This window comes from Arthrobacter sp. zg-Y820 (assembly GCF_030142155.1).
In the GTDB taxonomy this organism is placed as follows: domain Bacteria; phylum Actinomycetota; class Actinomycetes; order Actinomycetales; family Micrococcaceae; genus Arthrobacter_B.
In genome coordinates, this window is the sequence record NZ_CP126247.1 from 1,753,544 (window position 1) to 1,768,574 (window position 15,031).

General features: G+C 64.8%; 19 protein-coding genes and 1 pseudogene. 10 read left to right on the forward strand and 10 right to left on the reverse strand.

Features of this window, described 5'->3' with window-relative positions:
• Window positions 1-62 precede the first annotated feature (62 nt).
• The 4 genes from QNO08_RS07870 to QNO08_RS07885 are packed head-to-tail and all read left to right on the forward strand — an operon-like array spanning window position 63 to window position 2,809.
• Entirely contained in the window at window positions 63-452 is a 390-nt protein-coding gene (locus QNO08_RS07870; RefSeq protein ID WP_229966089.1) for a carboxymuconolactone decarboxylase family protein, read from the forward strand.
• Entirely contained in the window at window positions 449-1,486 is a 1,038-nt protein-coding gene (locus QNO08_RS07875) for a pirin family protein (protein WP_229966088.1), read from the forward strand. Before QNO08_RS07870 ends, QNO08_RS07875 begins: the two co-directional genes overlap by 4 nt.
• On the forward strand, window positions 1,483-1,887 hold the full coding sequence (locus QNO08_RS07880) for a GNAT family N-acetyltransferase (protein WP_269439180.1): 405 nt from the start codon (window positions 1,483-1,485) through the stop codon (window positions 1,885-1,887). Before QNO08_RS07875 ends, QNO08_RS07880 begins: the two co-directional genes overlap by 4 nt.
• Before the next feature lie 13 nt (window positions 1,888-1,900).
• The gene (locus QNO08_RS07885; RefSeq protein WP_229966086.1) at window positions 1,901-2,809 is read left to right on the forward strand and encodes an alpha/beta fold hydrolase; all 909 of its coding nucleotides are present in this window, start codon (window positions 1,901-1,903) and stop codon (window positions 2,807-2,809) included.
• An 809-nt stretch (window positions 2,810-3,618) separates the two neighbouring features.
• Here the strand turns inward: QNO08_RS07885 and QNO08_RS07890 are convergent.
• Together QNO08_RS07890 and QNO08_RS07895 are read right to left on the reverse strand one after the other, a co-directional pair.
• The gene (locus QNO08_RS07890; RefSeq protein WP_229966085.1) at window positions 3,619-4,326 is read right to left on the reverse strand and encodes an NADPH-dependent F420 reductase; all 708 of its coding nucleotides are present in this window, start codon (window positions 4,324-4,326) and stop codon (window positions 3,619-3,621) included.
• Window positions 4,327-4,399: 73 nt separating this feature from the next.
• Complete coding sequence (locus QNO08_RS07895) at window positions 4,400-5,071, reverse strand: MBL fold metallo-hydrolase (RefSeq protein ID WP_229966084.1); 672 nt, start codon at window positions 5,069-5,071, stop codon at window positions 4,400-4,402.
• 124 nt (window positions 5,072-5,195) lie between these two features.
• Here QNO08_RS07895 and QNO08_RS07900 point away from each other — a divergent pair, with 124 nt between their 5' ends.
• Window positions 5,196-5,606, forward strand: coding sequence for a VOC family protein (locus QNO08_RS07900; RefSeq protein ID WP_229966083.1), 411 nt, complete (start codon window positions 5,196-5,198; stop codon window positions 5,604-5,606).
• Between the two features lie 8 nt (window positions 5,607-5,614).
• Here QNO08_RS07900 and QNO08_RS07905 read toward each other — a convergent pair whose 3' ends face one another.
• Entirely contained in the window at window positions 5,615-5,992 is a 378-nt protein-coding gene (locus QNO08_RS07905) for an NADPH-dependent F420 reductase (RefSeq protein ID WP_229966107.1), read from the reverse strand.
• 12 nt (window positions 5,993-6,004) lie between these two features.
• Here QNO08_RS07905 and QNO08_RS07910 point away from each other — a divergent pair.
• Window positions 6,005-6,112: pseudogene (locus QNO08_RS07910) on the forward strand (IMP dehydrogenase); the annotation flags it as partial.
• A 7-nt stretch (window positions 6,113-6,119) separates the two neighbouring features.
• Here the strand turns inward: QNO08_RS07910 and QNO08_RS07915 are convergent.
• Window positions 6,120-6,857, reverse strand: a complete 738-nt coding sequence (locus tag QNO08_RS07915; protein ID WP_229966082.1) for a DUF4386 domain-containing protein — start codon at window positions 6,855-6,857, stop codon at window positions 6,120-6,122.
• A gap of 102 nt (window positions 6,858-6,959) precedes the next feature.
• Between QNO08_RS07915 and QNO08_RS07920 the strand changes: the two genes are divergently transcribed.
• On the forward strand, window positions 6,960-7,658 hold the full coding sequence (locus QNO08_RS07920; protein WP_229966081.1) for a TetR/AcrR family transcriptional regulator C-terminal domain-containing protein: 699 nt from the start codon (window positions 6,960-6,962) through the stop codon (window positions 7,656-7,658).
• A gap of 275 nt (window positions 7,659-7,933) precedes the next feature.
• Window positions 7,934-8,689 carry an Ltp family lipoprotein gene (locus QNO08_RS07925; protein ID WP_229966080.1) on the forward strand — a complete coding sequence of 252 codons (756 nt, stop codon included), beginning with the start codon at window positions 7,934-7,936 and terminating at the stop codon, window positions 8,687-8,689.
• A 110-nt stretch (window positions 8,690-8,799) separates the two neighbouring features.
• On the opposite strand, the gene QNO08_RS07930 is transcribed toward QNO08_RS07925, so the two are convergent.
• A complete protein-coding gene (locus QNO08_RS07930) occupies window positions 8,800-9,372 on the reverse strand; it encodes an MOSC domain-containing protein (protein ID WP_229966079.1) in 573 nt (190 codons plus the stop codon).
• A gap of 113 nt (window positions 9,373-9,485) precedes the next feature.
• Entirely contained in the window at window positions 9,486-9,632 is a 147-nt protein-coding gene (locus QNO08_RS07935) for an SRPBCC family protein (protein WP_229966078.1), read from the reverse strand.
• A 256-nt stretch (window positions 9,633-9,888) separates the two neighbouring features.
• Between QNO08_RS07935 and QNO08_RS07940 the strand changes: the two genes are divergently transcribed.
• On the forward strand, window positions 9,889-11,088 hold the full coding sequence (locus QNO08_RS07940) for a DUF8173 domain-containing protein (protein WP_284155656.1): 1,200 nt from the start codon (window positions 9,889-9,891) through the stop codon (window positions 11,086-11,088).
• Window positions 11,089-11,164: 76 nt separating this feature from the next.
• On the opposite strand, the gene QNO08_RS07945 is transcribed toward QNO08_RS07940, so the two are convergent.
• From QNO08_RS07945 to QNO08_RS07955, 3 genes are all read right to left on the reverse strand, one after another.
• Window positions 11,165-11,314, reverse strand: coding sequence for a hypothetical protein (locus tag QNO08_RS07945; protein ID WP_229966076.1), 150 nt, complete (start codon window positions 11,312-11,314; stop codon window positions 11,165-11,167).
• A gap of 127 nt (window positions 11,315-11,441) precedes the next feature.
• The gene (locus QNO08_RS07950; protein WP_229966075.1) at window positions 11,442-12,215 is read right to left on the reverse strand and encodes a DUF4839 domain-containing protein; all 774 of its coding nucleotides are present in this window, start codon (window positions 12,213-12,215) and stop codon (window positions 11,442-11,444) included.
• A 335-nt stretch (window positions 12,216-12,550) separates the two neighbouring features.
• On the reverse strand, window positions 12,551-13,630 hold the full coding sequence (locus QNO08_RS07955; RefSeq protein ID WP_284155657.1) for an alkene reductase: 1,080 nt from the start codon (window positions 13,628-13,630) through the stop codon (window positions 12,551-12,553).
• A gap of 326 nt (window positions 13,631-13,956) precedes the next feature.
• Between QNO08_RS07955 and QNO08_RS07960 the strand changes: the two genes are divergently transcribed.
• Window positions 13,957-14,151, forward strand: coding sequence for a hypothetical protein (locus QNO08_RS07960; protein WP_229966074.1), 195 nt, complete (start codon window positions 13,957-13,959; stop codon window positions 14,149-14,151).
• On the opposite strand, the gene QNO08_RS07965 is transcribed toward QNO08_RS07960, so the two are convergent.
• A complete protein-coding gene (locus QNO08_RS07965) occupies window positions 14,106-14,963 on the reverse strand; it encodes an aldo/keto reductase (protein ID WP_229966073.1) in 858 nt (285 codons plus the stop codon). The genes QNO08_RS07960 and QNO08_RS07965 overlap by 46 nt on opposite strands.
• Window positions 14,964-15,031 lie beyond the last annotated feature (68 nt).

A 15,031-nucleotide genomic window follows, 5' to 3' on the forward strand; every position in this document is an offset into this window, starting at 1 on the left:
GGCTTGGGGCCCAGCTTGGGGCGGTCAGGGAGGTCGTCGCGACGACCGCACGGGAGAACGAGGTGCCCCTGGGCGTTGTGGAGCAGATGAATCTCAGGATTTCCCAGCTCAACGGCTGTGCGTTCTGCGTCCACGTCCACCACCGGCGGGCTCTCCGGGCCGGTGTGCCCGCGGAGCAGCTTGCACAGCTCCCGGTGTGGAGGGAAACGCCCCGGTTTAATGCTGTGGAGCGGGCGGCCCTGCTGGTCGGGGAGACGATCACGCTTCTGCCCGAGCCATCGATCAGGGATCGCGATCTCCTCGCTGCACTTGCCGTGCTGAGTGAAGGCGCCTTCGCGGCAATCGAGTGGTCAGCGATCCTCATAAACACCTACAACCGTCTCTCCATCGCCTCCCACCACCCCGTGCCCGGGGCGAAGCGCCCCCTCAGCCACCAACAGGAGCAACCATGACCCACGACGCTCTGAACTCCCTGGGACACCGCACCGTCCCCGGCCCTCCCCCCGATCTCGGAGAGCGCCTCACCCCGCGGAACGTGCCGTTGGGCGGGCCGCGGGCCATGACCGTGCGCCGCACCCTGCCGCAGCGGACCCGGTCCCTCATCGGTCCGTGGTGTTTCGTCGACCACTTCGGTCCCGACGACGTCTCCGCCAACGGCGGCATGGCCGTGCCCCGCCACCCCCACACCGGTCTCGCGACCGTGACCCTTCTGTTCTCCGGGCAGGTCCTGCACCGCGACTCGACCGGGTTCACCAACACTGTGCGCCCTGGGGAGGTGAATCTCATGATCGCGGGCCGGGGCATCTCCCACTCCGAGTTCTCCACCCCGGACACCACCCGCCTGCACGGGATCCAGCTCTGGTATGCCCTGCCGGACGACCTCCGCCACGGGCCACCGGAAGCCCAGCATCATGTCCCCACGCCGGAGATCAGGCCCGGGGGTACCGTGCGCACATATGTCGGGCGCATCGCAGGCGCCTGCTCACCGATCGACACCCGGACGCCGGCTCACGCCGCCGAAGCCCTCATCAACCCCGGTGAAAGCCTCGACCTGCCGCTGGACCCGAACTGCGAGCACGGACTACTTCTCGATACCGGTTCGGTCTCCCTCACAGCGTGGGAAGCAGACGGTGTCGAGGCCTCTGCGCGAACCGCACTGTCGCCCGGCGCGCTGCACTATCTCCCCGCCGGGCTGCCTGGCGTGCGCGTGCACGCCAGGCCCGGACCAGGCGTCCGCGTCGTGATCGTGGGTGGCCCACCCTTCGACGAGGACATCGTCCTGTGGTGGAACTTCGTGGCCCGCAGCCACGCCGAGATCGTCGCCTACCGCACCCAATGGCAGCGCGAAATCGGCGCCGAGCCGGGTCCTGCACCGGGACCGGTGCGCTTCGGCCCATACCCCTCCGAGCCTTCGGGTGCGCTGCCCGCACCTGAACTACCCAATGCCCAGATCAGACCCCGTACACGAGCGAGAGGACAGCAATGACAACCGAAAGTGAACGCAGCACGACTCAGACCCAGCCCGTCGAGGTGCGCAACAACTCTGAAGAGAGCCGTTTCGACATTCTGGTAGGGGGCGTCTCCGCGGGGTTCTCGATGTATACCCACCATGACGAGGGTCCATCGCGGCAGCGCATCTTCTACCACACCGTGATCGACGGGCAGTTCGACGGGCGGGGCCTGGCCAGCGTCCTCACCCGCACTGCCCTGAGAACCAGCGTCCAGGAGGGGTATCGCCTGGTGGCGGTCTGCCCCTACGTTGCGAGATGGCTCACGACGCATCGGGACGTCGACGACGCCGTCGACAGGGTCCGCCCAGCCCATCTCGCGGCAGTGCGACGGGCCGCGCAAGGGCCGGCTGATCGATCAAGTACATACCGCCCCTAGAGAGGTTAGTGTCATGTCTGCAGTCCACCACCGCTTTGCGACCATCGAGGGCCGCCGGATCTTCTACCGTGAGGCAGGGTCTCCCGAGTCACCAACGGTCGTTCTGCTCCACGGGTACCCGACCAGTTCGGCCATGTACCGCAACCTGATCCCGTTGCTCGCGGACCGCTACCACGTCGTCGCTCCAGACCATCTCGGCTTCGGGCTATCCGATGCCCCGAGCGTCGACGAGTTTTCGTACTCCTTCGACGCCCTCGCCCGAATCACGTCCTCCCTGCTGGCCAGCCTCGAAATCACCAAGTATGCGATCGTCGTGCAGGATTACGGTGCTCCGATCGGGTGGCGGTTAGCCCTGGAGGATCCGTCGGCGATCACAGCGATCATCAGTCAGAACGGCAACGCCTACGAGGAGGGCTTCGTCGAGTCGTTCTGGAAGGATGTCTGGGCCTACGCGCGGGCCCAGACTCCGCAGACAGAAGCGGCCGTGCGGGCCGCGCTCACGCGTGAGGCCATCCGCTGGCAGTACGTGACTGGCGTTGCCGACCCCACCCTGGTGGACCCCGGAACTTGGGAACGGGATGCTTCGCTGATCGGACGACCGGGCAACGACCTCGTCCAGCTCGCCCTGTTCCGTAACTATGCATCCAACATTCCGCTATACCCCCGCCTACACGAGTACTTCCGTAGTACGCAGGTCCCTTTGCTGGCCGTATGGGGGCAAGGCGATGAGATCTTCGGGTCGGAGGGCGCGCATGCGTTCTCCCGGGACCTCCCCAACGCGCACATTGAGCTCCACCCCGGCGGGCACTTCTTGCTTGAGTCCGGGCTCGAGGCGGCGGCGGCGGTGATCCGCTCGTTCCTCAGCGAAGTCGGCTGGATGGGCAACGCCGTCCTGTCCGCGCCGCCCACGCCCACTGTCTGACACGTTCTGTTGGCCGCGCCCGTCGAGGCAGCAAGGTCCCGACCCACCTGATCGAGTTCGACGCCGGGGGTCCGGCCGGCCAGCAGTCAGGATGCATTCGCTGTGGTGCGGCCGTGCCGCACGAGGATTACTGTTCTCCAGCGGAGTATTACGCCGAATTATGCACTGTTACATTCTCGTCGATCAGGCTTTGTTGCGTTTGGTTTACGTGATCATCACGGGCAAGTAACCCAGCAATAATCTTTCAAGAATCTGGCCGCGATTCTCGGACTGGGCCTTTCATGCGGGCCCCCCCGGTCCGCGGTTTGACCCGACCGCAGAACCACTAGCTGGGACTACTTCTGGAACGCTCATCTGCACGCCTGCACAGGTTCTTTTGGCTCGCACGCTGCGCAGGCGCGCAGGGCGATGAGGGCCCGGATTACACCCCGGGTTGTGCCCGCACATCGGATGATGGCCGCCCTAGCCTCAGAGCCGGCAGTGGATATCTGGCGGAAGCGGTGGGCAAGGGCCATCGATGACCATTTGTACCGGGCAGACAAGCAACGCATCAGTCGAAGTGCGCAGCAGCTGGCTACGGGGGCTAGCCAGTTAGCACTCAACCGGCTGGGCTTCCCGTTCAGGGAGCAGGCGGTCCTTGGCCTCTACGCGTTTGCCTGGAGTAAGGATATAGAAGCGCAGTTTTCCGGTGAGGAGCGCTCGTCGCAGCCGGCAATGCACTAAGACAGAAACACGAAACGACGGCAGGCCTCCCGCACAAGGCGGAAAACCTGCCGTCGTCGTGCGTTCAGCCCCGCCGTCGGCCGGGTTCAGGCCGCGGGTGCGGGTACGCCGGCCAGTTCCTCCAGTTGCGCACCGGTCAGCCGGGCACCGAACGCGGGTCCGCCCGGCTGCAGGAACGAGGTGCCGGCTAGGGTCGCCACGGGGACGGGGTCGTAGCCGATCCGGTCCACCACCGCCGAGACCAGGGCGACTGCCTCAGGCTGGTCACCGGCCACCGCCAGGCCAAGCCGCTCCGGATGCCCGGCCGGACGGCGGTCCGGTTCCAGGCTCTGGTAGCCGGTGTGGTTGAAGGTCTTGACGACGGCGGCGCCCGGGAACATCTCCTGCACCACCACGGACGAGCCCCGTGCCCCCGCGGCGAACGCAGGTATCTCGCCATCCACCGGCGGCCAATAGTTCATCGCATCCACCACAACCATGCCTTCCAGCAGGGCGGGGTCCACGTGCTCCAGCCGGTGCAGGGGCACCGCGAGAATCACCAGATCCGCGTTGGCCACGGCATCCCTGGTCCATTTCGGTTCGGCACCCGGGGTGACAATCTCGGCCATCAATGCCAGCAGCGCGGGGTCACCGGAGGCGGAAAGCGAAACCCGGTAGCCGGCCTCGAGCAGGGAGCGGGCGACGGCGGTGCCCACCCGGCCTGCGCCGAGCACGGCGATGTGCAGGCCCTCCGCAGCGGAGGAAGCCCTCTGGTCGGCGGACGCGTGCGGAGAATTGTGGAGAGGCGTGGTCATGTTTGCTGCAACCCGGTATCGGTGGCCGGCATTCCCGGGAGCGACCCACCGTTCCGGTCGCCTGCGGCAGGTGTCAGGCCTGCGGGGGAGGACCGCCGATCAGGCGGCCCAGCGCTTGCGCCGGAGAATCGATCTCGGCTCCGTGGGCAAACAGGATGCGGGCGGGACCGAGCGCGGCGATCCGTTCCAGGGAATCCTCGGCCTGGTCGGCATCCGCAGTGAACACCTCAGGCCCGCGAATGGCTTCTCCCTGGGCGGAGGCGGCTGCGTCACCGATGAACAGCGTCCCGGTCGGCTCATGGAACAGGCTCACGTGGCCCGGGGTGTGACCCGGGGTGGCGAGAACCCCGAGATCCTGAATGGCGTCATCTTCGCCAATTGGCCTTATCCGGCGGGGAGTCCTGATGTCGGGGGCATCAGGTCCGCCCGCGTAGATGGCTGCCAGCGGAGCCCGTTCGGCGATGGCGAACAGCGAACCGATGTGGTCCTGGTGCAGATGGGTCAGGAAGATGTCGCGGACGTCGGAGAAGGTGCCCCCGAGCGCCTCGATTGCTGCTGCAATGCCTGCCTCGGCGTCGGGCATTCCGGTATCAATGATGACGATCCCCGCCGGCTGGGCCACGGCATAGGAACGGACGTCCATTGTCAGCGGATCCGGTCCCGTGACTCCGGGCGGAATCACGACTTCTCCCACCACTTCTTCGATTCCCAAGGGTGTGCTTCCGCTGCCGGTCTGTGCGCTCATGGCCACGCTCCTTTGCTGGAATACGGCTCTTCCAGCGTATTCCGGGGTTGCGGGCTCCGACACCCCTGCGAACGCTTGGCGGCGCCTCGCTGGGAATCCTGCTGAGAATCGTTACTCTCGCTCCATGACCGGATTTCCTGAGCTGCAAAACACTGTCCTGGATACCACCGACGTCCGCGGGCTGGCCGAGTTTTACCGTCAGCTTCTGGGGCTCCGTTATCTGCCCGGGGATGAGCCCGCGCCGCAGGGCCCGGATGACGTGGACTGGCTGGTGCTGACCGATGGGCAGGGCCGCCGACAGCTGGCGTTCCAGCTGGTTGAGCGGCTCGAGCGGACCACCTGGCCGCGCCCGGATGTGCCGATGCAGATGCATCTGGATTTCACCGTTCCGGACCGGGAATCACTGGCGGACCAGCACGCCCGGGCGCTGGGCCTGGGGGCGGAGCTCCTCCTGGACCGCACGGATGATCCGGGCGAGCCGCTCTACGTATACGCGGACCCGGCCGGCCATCCGTTCTGCATCTTCGTGGGCTGAGCCGTTCCTCAGAACCGGCGTGCTGCCACGTCCACCCGGACGGTGGCGTCGAGAGCAGCTTTGATATCCGTCTCCGGCGTCGGCCCGGGGCCCATCTTTGCCAGCTGCGCATCCGACGCGGAGGGATCGGCGAAGTAGATGCGGCCGTAGGCGGCGGTTTCGGGTTCGAACCGCCAGCTGTCGGCGAGGGTGCCGGCGTCGACCGTGTCGAAACCGAGCCGGTCGATGATGGCGGCCGCCTCGGTCTTGGCCTGGGGATCGTTGCCGGCGATGGGCAGCGCCGAGCGGTCAGCGTCTCCGCTGGCGCGGGCCAGAGCCGGGATATGCGTGGCCGTGATGTTGTTGAACGCCTTCACATAGCGCGCTCCGGAGAGCCAGCGGACCACCAGCTCACTGCCATCGATCCCGGCCAGGTCTTCGACCTCACTCTTCCCCTCGAGGACGCCGCGGAAGGATACCGGGCCATGGACGAACGCCGGGCGGTGAAGGTGCTGCTGACTCCGTAGATCGTTCTCAGTGCTGTCCAGCCGGGGCCGCCGTGTGAGCCCGTCGCCAGAACCAGTTGCTGGTTCCGTTCGTGCCGGTGTCACGCGGCCGGCGGAAGCCGACGAACGTCAGGTAGATCCCTAGCGATGCCTCCCAGATGATCTCCGGCAGGGTGGCCAGGGCCGAGGGAACCGAGGTCTGTCCGTAGGCTCCGAAGAGCACGGCAATACCGGAGAGCGACATCAGCGGACCTCCAACCAGGCCGAACAGTGCCATTGGCCGCGGCACCAGGTGCGAGCGGTACATCAGGAATCCGAGCAGCAGCCCGTTCCCGATGCCGACCACAAAGCCCGGACCCAGCAGGAACGTCCAGCCGTGCACTGCCACCAGGGCACGGGCAACGGGCAGATACTCCGCGGCGTCGGCACCGGCGGTCTGCCGCAGCGTCACCACCGCCAGGAGACTGAGGATGCCGATGGCAATGAACGTGCATTCCACAATCCTGGCCGCCAGGTAGCCAATCGCCGCCGTCTCGCTGTAGCGGCGCAGCACGGGAAAGAGTACGACGGCGGTGCCGATGTTGGTGATGATCAGTACCACTTCGCACACGGCGCCGAGGAGGATCCGGGTGTCCGCGCCGGGACCGGTGAGATAGTCCGGGTTGGTGAGCAGCGGTGCGTAAAGGGCGGCCCCGGTGATGGCCGAGATGAAGGTCAGGAGGAAGAGGATCCCGGCGATCCGGGCTGTCCGGTTGGAGGCTTGCATGGTGTTCCCATCGCCAAAGGTGTACGAAGTACACCGTGTGCGATGAACCTAGGTGTATGACGTACACTCTGTCAAGCATCAGTTCCCAGGAAGGTGGCCTCATTGGTACAGGTATCCAAGGACCGGCAGCAGCCATCCGTGTCCCGAGCGCGCCTGAACCGGGAAACCGTGCTGCGCGCCGGCGTAGAACTGGCTGACCAGGTGGGTATCGAGGGGTTCACCATGCGCACCCTGTCGCAGGAGCTCGGGGTGGTTCCCATGGCGCTGTACAAGCATGTGGCCAACAAGCAGGAACTGCTCGAGGGCATGGTGGATCTCGTCTGGAACGAGGTCACCGAGCCGGACGCCGGGCACGGCTGGAAGCGGGGAATGCGGGAACGGGCTGTCTCACTCCGGAATGCCCTTACCCGGCACCGGTGGGCAGGGGGACGGATGGAGGCAGCGGGACGTCCGGGTCCCGCGAACCTGCGGCAGCACAACGCGATGCTCGGATGCCTGCGAGAGAGCGGCTTTTCGTTCCGGACCACCGTCCACGTCACCAGTCTGCTCGATGCCTATGTGTACGGCTTTGCCCTGCAGCAGAAAACGCTCTCCTTCGAGACTCCGGAGGAGTCCGCTGAGGCTGCCGCGGCAACCCAGGATGCTGAATCCGCTGAAGTAGCGGCCAGGTATCCGTATCTGCTCGAAGTGGTGGGGGAGTTGGCGAAGGAAGGCTATGACTACGACGCCGAATTCACGGTCGGGCTCGATGTCCTGCTGGACGGTGTCGAGGTTTTGCGTGGTTCCTGGCGCGACGCCTAGCTTCGTCTGGTGCCGACGGTGTCCGTCGCGTGGGTTAGTTCCGTCGGGTGGCGGAAAACAGTACGGCAGACATAGCTATTGCCGACGGATTAGCGCGCTGGCTTTTCGGCATCAATTTCGTTATTCAATTGATTCGATCGCTGATAACCATTTTGGGCTGTCCAGGTTCCAAACGATGGCAGTATTTCTATAAGTAATTGACTGTCGGGAGTTTCAGGTTGCACTGACCTGACTACTGACGCACGACCCTCATCATAGAAAAGGCACAACCCTTAATGAGCACCACCGAAACAAGCTATATGCCCATGCCCACCACCGCGCCCAAGAAGTCGTTCATGGTGACATGGCTGCTCGCGCTCTTGCTGGGCGGCCTTGGCATCGACCGGTTCTACCTGGGCAAGATCGGGACCGGTGTCCTGAAGCTCCTGACGGGTGGCGGCTTCGGGATCTGGACGCTGGTCGACCTGATCATCACCCTGACCGGCAACCAGAAGGACAAGAACGGTCAGCCTCTCGCCGGATACCAAGAGAGCAAAAAGATGGCGTGGATCGTCACCGTAGTCGTCTGGGTTCTTGGCGTCGTCGTTTCGATGTCTATGCTCTTCAGCGGAATGCTCGCAATCGGCTCGGCCATTGAAAACAGCCCGGCAGTGTCCCAGGGTGGCAGCGGGATGGTACAAGAGGCCCCGGCCCCGGCAGACTCGGAAGCTCCCGCAGCTGACACCTCGGTTCCCAAGGAGTACCAGTCGGCGCTGACGCAGGCCAACACCTACGCCAAGATGTCCCTGAGCAAGGCCGGCATCTTCGATCAGCTGACCTCTGAGTACGGCGGGAAGTTCACCCCGGAGGCAGCCCAGTACGCGGTAGACAACGTGGACGCGGACTTCAATGCCAACGCGCTTAAGTCGGCGCAGGTGTTCCAGGACGATATGGCGATGTCCCCCGATTCGATCCGGGACCAGCTCATTTCCGAGTACGGCTCAAAGTTCACCGCCGAGGAAGCCGACTACGCCATTCAGAACCTGAAGTAAGTCGGCTTAGCCGGACGCACCGGCACTCTCAAGGAATAGCCAGAAGCGGATTGCTTCTGGCTTTTCCTTTGCCCGGATGACACGGCCCGTCCCAAGCCCATCTTCAGAAATCAGACGCACTTGAGGCGACGGTGCGGCCCGGCCGGAACCTCGGTGCGGATCTCGTCGTCGATGCTTACCAGCCCGCCTGTCAGCACGATGCCCATGATTCCCGTCTTGCGAACGATTTTTCCGGCACTGTCGCGGGGTAACACCGCTTTGAGCAGCCCGGTCTGGAAGCGGTCGATCTGCCGGCAGGGACTCCGCAGGCCGGTTACCTGAACGACGGCGTCGGGCCCGATCCGCAGGAGTGTTCCCTCGGGCAGGTCCAGGAGCTCGATGCCGCGGGTGGTGATGTTCTCCCCGAGGTCACCGGGGTGCAGTTCGAAGCCGTCCTGCTCCAGTTCGTCGAACAGCTCCGCATGGATCAGGTGCACCTGCCGCAGGTTGGGCTCCGTCGGGTGGGACCGTTTCCTGAACACATGCTGCACGGTGGTGCCGGAATGCGCGTCTCCGTCGACACCGAGCCCTTCCACCAGCAGAACCGATTCCACCCGGTCCTTGCTGAAACTGTGCTTGCTGCTTCGGCTGACCGAGAGCACTCTTGAACCCGTCGTCGGAGCGTCCAAAGCTGCCTTCCGCATTTCTGTGACAGGTTCGGCCCCGGGATTCGAGCTAGATGTCATTTGATGGATCATTCCATGTTTCGTGGGGGTCTTGCCGGCATTTCTTCTGCTGGGTCGCCTCCCCGCTCCGACTAACGGACGACATCCCCGGCCAGGTAGCGGTTCCGGGCCTCAATAAGGTTCTTTAGGTAGCGCGCCAGCACCAGTTTCTCGACCAGCTGCCCGACGACGCCGAACGGTGCCTCGAACTCGATCCGGTCAACCATCGTGGTGCCCACCGAATCCTCGCTGAACTCGTGCGAACCCGGTCTCAGCTCACCAAGAGAGTGTGAAGGTTCGCGACGACGGCGCCTGCCTTCCCCGGATATCCTGCGTCTGCAGTCAGCTGGTCCCGGATTAGCACGCGCACCTTTACAGCACCCTCCGACGGCGTGACCATGGGCGCATGGCACCTCTGCCAAAGATGCTTGCCGCACAGCCAGGATCAAGAGCGTCGTGGATGCGTCCATATGCAGGTACCTGAAAGGCGACCCAATGAGACTTTCTCCTTCGCCACGACGGGCTTTGTCCGCAATCCTCGCCGCCATCATTCTGATTTTGGGAACTGGGACAGGCGCATTCGCCTTCTCCCCGGTCCCGCAGTCGCTGCCGGTTGCGCCGTATGAACAGAACGACAATACGGGTCCGCAGTTCTACAACGGCATAACCGTGGACGTGCGGGACGAAGTCTCCGGGGACGTGTACGTGTCGGCCCAGCAGATCACCATCTCCGGCAACGTGACGGGCGACGTCATCGCGGCCGGCCAGACGATCGACATCACCGGAAACGTTGACGGCAATGTGCGTCTCGCCGGGCAGGATGTGACCATCAGCGGGGAGATCTCGCGCAGCGGCACGATCTTCGCTTCGACGGTGGATCTTACCGAGAGCGGTTCCTTCGGAGACGACCTGGTGGGTGCCGCAGGCGATGTCGACATAGCCGGCGCGGTCGGCCGTGATGTGCAAGTTGGTGTTGGCGACCTCACCATTGAGGGGACGGTTGGGGGTAACCTCACCTACAGCTCCAACGACGACGCCCGCATTGCAGACGGGGCGGTCAGCGGCACCGTGGAGCGCATCGCCCCGCCAGACTCCGACGAGCCAACGCAGGGAGAACGGTTCGTCGGCTGGTTGCTTGGCCTGCTTTACGCGCTGGTGGCTCTGAGCCTCATCACCCTCCTCGCGGGATGGCTTTTCCCCCGTTTGCTGCACAACGTTACCGACCGTCTTATGCCGAATCCCTTGAAGGCGCTGCTTGTAGGGTTCGTGGCCTCGATCGTCGTTCCGTTTGCAATTGTGCTTCTGCTGTTCACCTTCGTCGGCGCACCCCTCGCGCTGGCCATCCTGCTGGTCTGGATCACGCTCACCCTCGCGACATTCGTGTTCAGCTCCTACTACATCGGAAGGCTGCTGTTCCGCGGCCGCCAGCGTCCGCTGGTCAAGGCACTCGTCGGCGGGGCCATCCTCATCGTTGCGCTACATATTCCGTGGCTGAACATCGCCGTATGGCTGGGCATGGTTTTCCTCGGGCTCGGCGCGCAGCTCCTGGTGATCTACGACCGGCGCCCGTGGCGGCGGGTAAGCACGGCGTCGCAGGATGACCTCGGCCCGGGCACGGATCACAAAGGTGGGCCCGGGTACGACGGCGGACAGCCCCCGCCGTCCCCGGGGCAGCCGCCGCCCCCGGGGCTGTAACCCCTGGCCGGAAACTCCGGTCCCAAGGAATTGGCGGACCAGCAAAGTCCGTCTGAGACGCCGGCGTCGGGGGCGATCAGGAGGCGGCGATATCCGACGGCCGGGCCAACACACCAAAATGCGGCATCCGGAACGGGTATCGGCTAAAGTCCCCGAGGTCGCCCGGCTGCACTTGGAAGCCGTGCAGCTCCAGTTCGTCGAACAGTTCCGCCTGGATCAGGTGCACCTTGCACTTTTTGGGGATTCCCACTGACAGTCACGGACGGATCATTTCATACCCGACTACGGCCTTCGGGAACGAGCGTAGACCGCGAGCAACGGTAACTTCGCCGGGGTCTACTGCCCCCGGCTCCCTAGCGGAATTCGGTGCTGACCGGCTTAAGAACGAATTGGCACGGGGTGCTGTCGTACTCCACGACCTTAGCCGTGATCCGAACGTTGTCGCCTACACCAATCGTGTCCGGGTTGTCATTGTCCGTGTAATACAGGTCAGAGACGGTGTTTACATCCCTGTATTGGAAGAATGGCCCGACTGCAGTTGTTTCACTAAAATCACCTACTCCAATCAAGATGTCGTATCTCGTGGTGTAGTTGCCGTGAAGCGCCATGGCGCCGATATTTGCGTCGAAGGCAATGGATTGCCCCTTGTATTTGGTCGCAAAGTCTCCAACCGCAGGGCTGCAAGTGTCCAGCGTCAGAAGCTCCGCCAGATCCGTGTTGTTCTCTACGGTGAGCACCGAATCTTCAACAGGCTTGGCTGAGGCCGTCGTCTCGGTGGCTTCCTCACTTGGGGCAGTTTCTGCTGCCGGCGCGGAGGCCGGCGCTCCCGTGCTTGTCTCGGCTGCCGCCGGGGGCGCCGGAGGAGCGGCAGTACCGGGTTCCTCATCGAAGAGACCGAAAACGGCAGCGACGGCAATCAGGACCGCTAAGGCGCCGCCTGCCACCGCTATCAAACGCCAAGGTAACTGACGCTTCGGGCGGCGGAACGTGATCTCGGTGCGCAACGTCCCTTTGTCCTGCGAGACGAACTCCCACCCTAACTTTTCCCACTTCGTAATTGTCCGGGCTTCAGTGCTGCGTATTGCCTGTACGGATTTCAACTCATACTGCACATCGTCGTCAGCCATGCGGCTTCCCGACCCCCAATCGGTTTTTCTCAAAATGAACCATCGGAGCATAGCAACTGAAGAGCAGTAGTCCGCGCTGGGGGTCGCATGGCGAGGCCGAGCCGCCGGACGACGACGGCCTCGGCCGAATCCTGGACTAGTTCGACGGCGTCACTGACGGCATGGCCACCGCTAGCTGGATTCCAGCTCGCCAGCAGCACGGTTGACGGCGTCGGTCTCGTCAGGGGTGAATGCCGCTAGGGCGTCGTCGAGCTTCTGGGCCGCTTGGCACAGATCTAGTGACGGACGGTAGGTCTCCCGCGTCGCGCGGAAGACCTACCGTCTTCGTCATTCGGTTAGGAAACCGGAGCCAGCTCCGGGTAGTCCGTGTAGCCGGCGGCGCCGTCGGTGTAGACGGTGGCCTGGTCGATCTCGTTCAGCGGGTGGTCCTCCTGCCAGCGGCGGGCCAGGTCCGGGTTGGCGATGACGGGACGGCCGACGACGGCGGCGTCGGCCAGGTTCTCTTCGAGCAGCATGACGGCGTCGCTGCGGGTGGTGACCGAGCCGAAGCCGGTGTTCATCAGCACCGGTCCGCCGAAGCGGTGGCGCAGGCCTTGGACCATGCTGTCGGCCGGGTCGGCGTGCAGGATGCTCAGGAAGGCCGGCTTCAGGTCGGCGATGCCGTCCACCAGGGCGGTGTAGGTGGCGGTCACGTCCTCACGGTCGGTTTCCAGCACGCCCTGGATGTTGTGTTCCGGGGAGATGCGGATGCCGGTGTGCTCGGCGCCGACGGCCTCGGCCACGGCACGGAAGGCCTCGATGACCAGCCGGGCCCGGTTCGCCGGCGATCCGCCGTAGTTGTCGGTGCGGGTGTTGGAGACGGGGGAGAGGAATTCCTGAAGCAGGTATCCGTTGGCGCCGTGCAGCTCGACGCCGTCGAACCCTGCCTTCATCGCGTTCCGGGCGGCGGCGACGAAGTCCTGCACGATGCCGGGGAGTTCGGCTTCGGTGAGGGCGTGCGGCACGGGGTAGGGCTGCTTGCCGGCGTAGGTGTGGGCCATGCCTTCGAGCGCGATGGCGCTGGGGGCCACCGGCCGGCGTCCGCCGTTGATGTTTTCGTGGGCGACGCGGCCCGAGTGCATCAGCTGGGCGACGATGCGGCCGCCGGCTCCGTGGACGGCGTCGGTGACGCGCTTCCAGCCGGTGACGTGGTCCTCGGTGACCAGGCCGGGCATCAGGGCGTTGCCCTGGCCGGTGAAGGAGGGGTAGATGCCGTCGCTGATGATCAGGCCCATGGAGGCGCGCTGGCGGTAGTGCTCGACCATGATGTCGGTGGGCACGCCGTTGCGGTCGGCGCGGACGCGGGACATTGGGGCCATGACGAGGCGGTTGGGCAGTTCCATGGCGCCGACGGTCAGCGGGGTAAAGAGTTTCACTCAGGGGTTCCTTTTGTCGCGTGCCGCAGGGCGGAGGTGTCCTGGGCTGAAGTTCATCTATCCAGCGACAACCCGGGGCAGGGCACGTGGTATTCCGCGAAGCGCGCCATGTCACACTATGTTCCGCCGGCTCTGGACGGCGGCCTCACGGGGACGAAACCATGGATACAGCCCCGAAACGCCTGTGCCGCTGTCGGGCCGGGCAACACGTCGTCGTGATGTGACCGCACGGTCCGCCGTCGGCCGCGAACCCGGGGCGGGGCGGGCGCCGGGTCCGGGGCCGAAGATGCGGGACGTGCTCCAGGGCCTCATTGACCGGCGGCACCGTGATCGCCATCGACCACGACCTTGACCTGATCACGAACGCGGACTATCTGATCGACTTCGTCCCCGGGGGCGGCACTGCCGGCGGCCGGATCGTCGCCGCCGGCACCCCCGCCGGCGTCGCGCGCAACCCCGACAGCGTCACCGGCCGCTACCTCCGTCCACTGAACACCGGGAACCGGCTGGAGGTGCCGTAGTCGGTGATCCTCAGGCTCCGGAGAAATTCCATGTCCTGGTCGGAGATGGTGAAGTCCACCTGCGCGTTGTTCCTCATATGCTCCGGGTTCGCTGTCTTTGGCAGCGGCACCGTCCCCAGCTGCAGCGCATAACGGATGCACAGCTGTGGGACGGTCACCGAATAACGCTCCGCCACGGCGGCGACCTCCGTGTTCCTGAGCATTTCGCCGTGGGCAATGGGGGAGTAGGCCTCGACCAGAATATTTCGTTCCCAGCAGTAGATCAGGAGGTCGTCCGGGGTGCTGCCAACGTGGAGGAGCACCTGGTTGACCTGAGGCGCCACGGTGCAGTCAGAGAGGATGTTCTCCAGATCCTGCTGCTCGAAGTTGGAGACACCAATGGAGCGGATCTTGCCCGCCTTTTGGGCTTCCTCGAGTGCACGCCAAACCTCCCGGTTGCCCTCGGCATAGGAGCCGCCGCGCCAGTCGTTCCAGGGCTGCGGGCTGTGGATCAGCATCAGGTCGAGGTACTCCAGGCCCATCGTGGCGAGCGATGCATCGATCGCGGCCGCGGCGTTCCGGAAGTCCTTGATTTCGGCGGCCACCTTGCTGGAGATGAACAGCTCCTCGCGCGGCACGCCGCTGCTTCGCACACCTTTCCCGACGCCGTGCTCGTTGCCGTACGCCTGTGCAGTGTCGATATTGCGGTAGCCGATCTCCACCGCCTCCCGGACGGCCCGGGCGGCGCTGCCGTCCTCGATGAACCAGGTGCCCAGGCCCAGCTTCGGAATGGCGTGTCCGTTGGCCAGTGTGTAGGTCTCATTCAGGATCATTGGTCCTGCTCCTTGAGGTTGGCGGAACTGCGTGGTCCTTCCCTGCCATGGTGCCGCAGCCTGCTGCC

Excerpts from the sequence above, each read along its gene's own strand:
- QNO08_RS07875 (WP_229966088.1), top strand. The coding sequence starts at position 449 with ATGACCCACGACGCTCTGAACTCCCTGGGACACCGCACCGTCCCCGGC.
- QNO08_RS07880 (WP_269439180.1), top strand. The coding sequence starts at position 1,483 with ATGACAACCGAAAGTGAACGCAGCACGACTCAGACCCAGCCCGTCGAG.
- QNO08_RS07885 (WP_229966086.1), top strand. The coding sequence starts at position 1,901 with ATGTCTGCAGTCCACCACCGCTTTGCGACCATCGAGGGCCGCCGGATC.
- QNO08_RS07890 (WP_229966085.1), bottom strand. The coding sequence starts at position 4,326 with ATGACCACGCCTCTCCACAATTCTCCGCACGCGTCCGCCGACCAGAGG.
- QNO08_RS07895 (WP_229966084.1), bottom strand. The coding sequence starts at position 5,071 with ATGAGCGCACAGACCGGCAGCGGAAGCACACCCTTGGGAATCGAAGAA.
- QNO08_RS07900 (WP_229966083.1), top strand. The coding sequence starts at position 5,196 with ATGACCGGATTTCCTGAGCTGCAAAACACTGTCCTGGATACCACCGAC.
- QNO08_RS07915 (WP_229966082.1), bottom strand. The coding sequence starts at position 6,857 with ATGCAAGCCTCCAACCGGACAGCCCGGATCGCCGGGATCCTCTTCCTC.
- QNO08_RS07925 (WP_229966080.1), top strand. The coding sequence starts at position 7,934 with ATGAGCACCACCGAAACAAGCTATATGCCCATGCCCACCACCGCGCCC.
- QNO08_RS07930 (WP_229966079.1), bottom strand. The coding sequence starts at position 9,372 with ATGCGGAAGGCAGCTTTGGACGCTCCGACGACGGGTTCAAGAGTGCTC.
- QNO08_RS07940 (WP_284155656.1), top strand. The coding sequence starts at position 9,889 with ATGAGACTTTCTCCTTCGCCACGACGGGCTTTGTCCGCAATCCTCGCC.
- QNO08_RS07950 (WP_229966075.1), bottom strand. The coding sequence starts at position 12,215 with ATGGCTGACGACGATGTGCAGTATGAGTTGAAATCCGTACAGGCAATA.
- QNO08_RS07965 (WP_229966073.1), bottom strand. The coding sequence starts at position 14,963 with ATGATCCTGAATGAGACCTACACACTGGCCAACGGACACGCCATTCCG.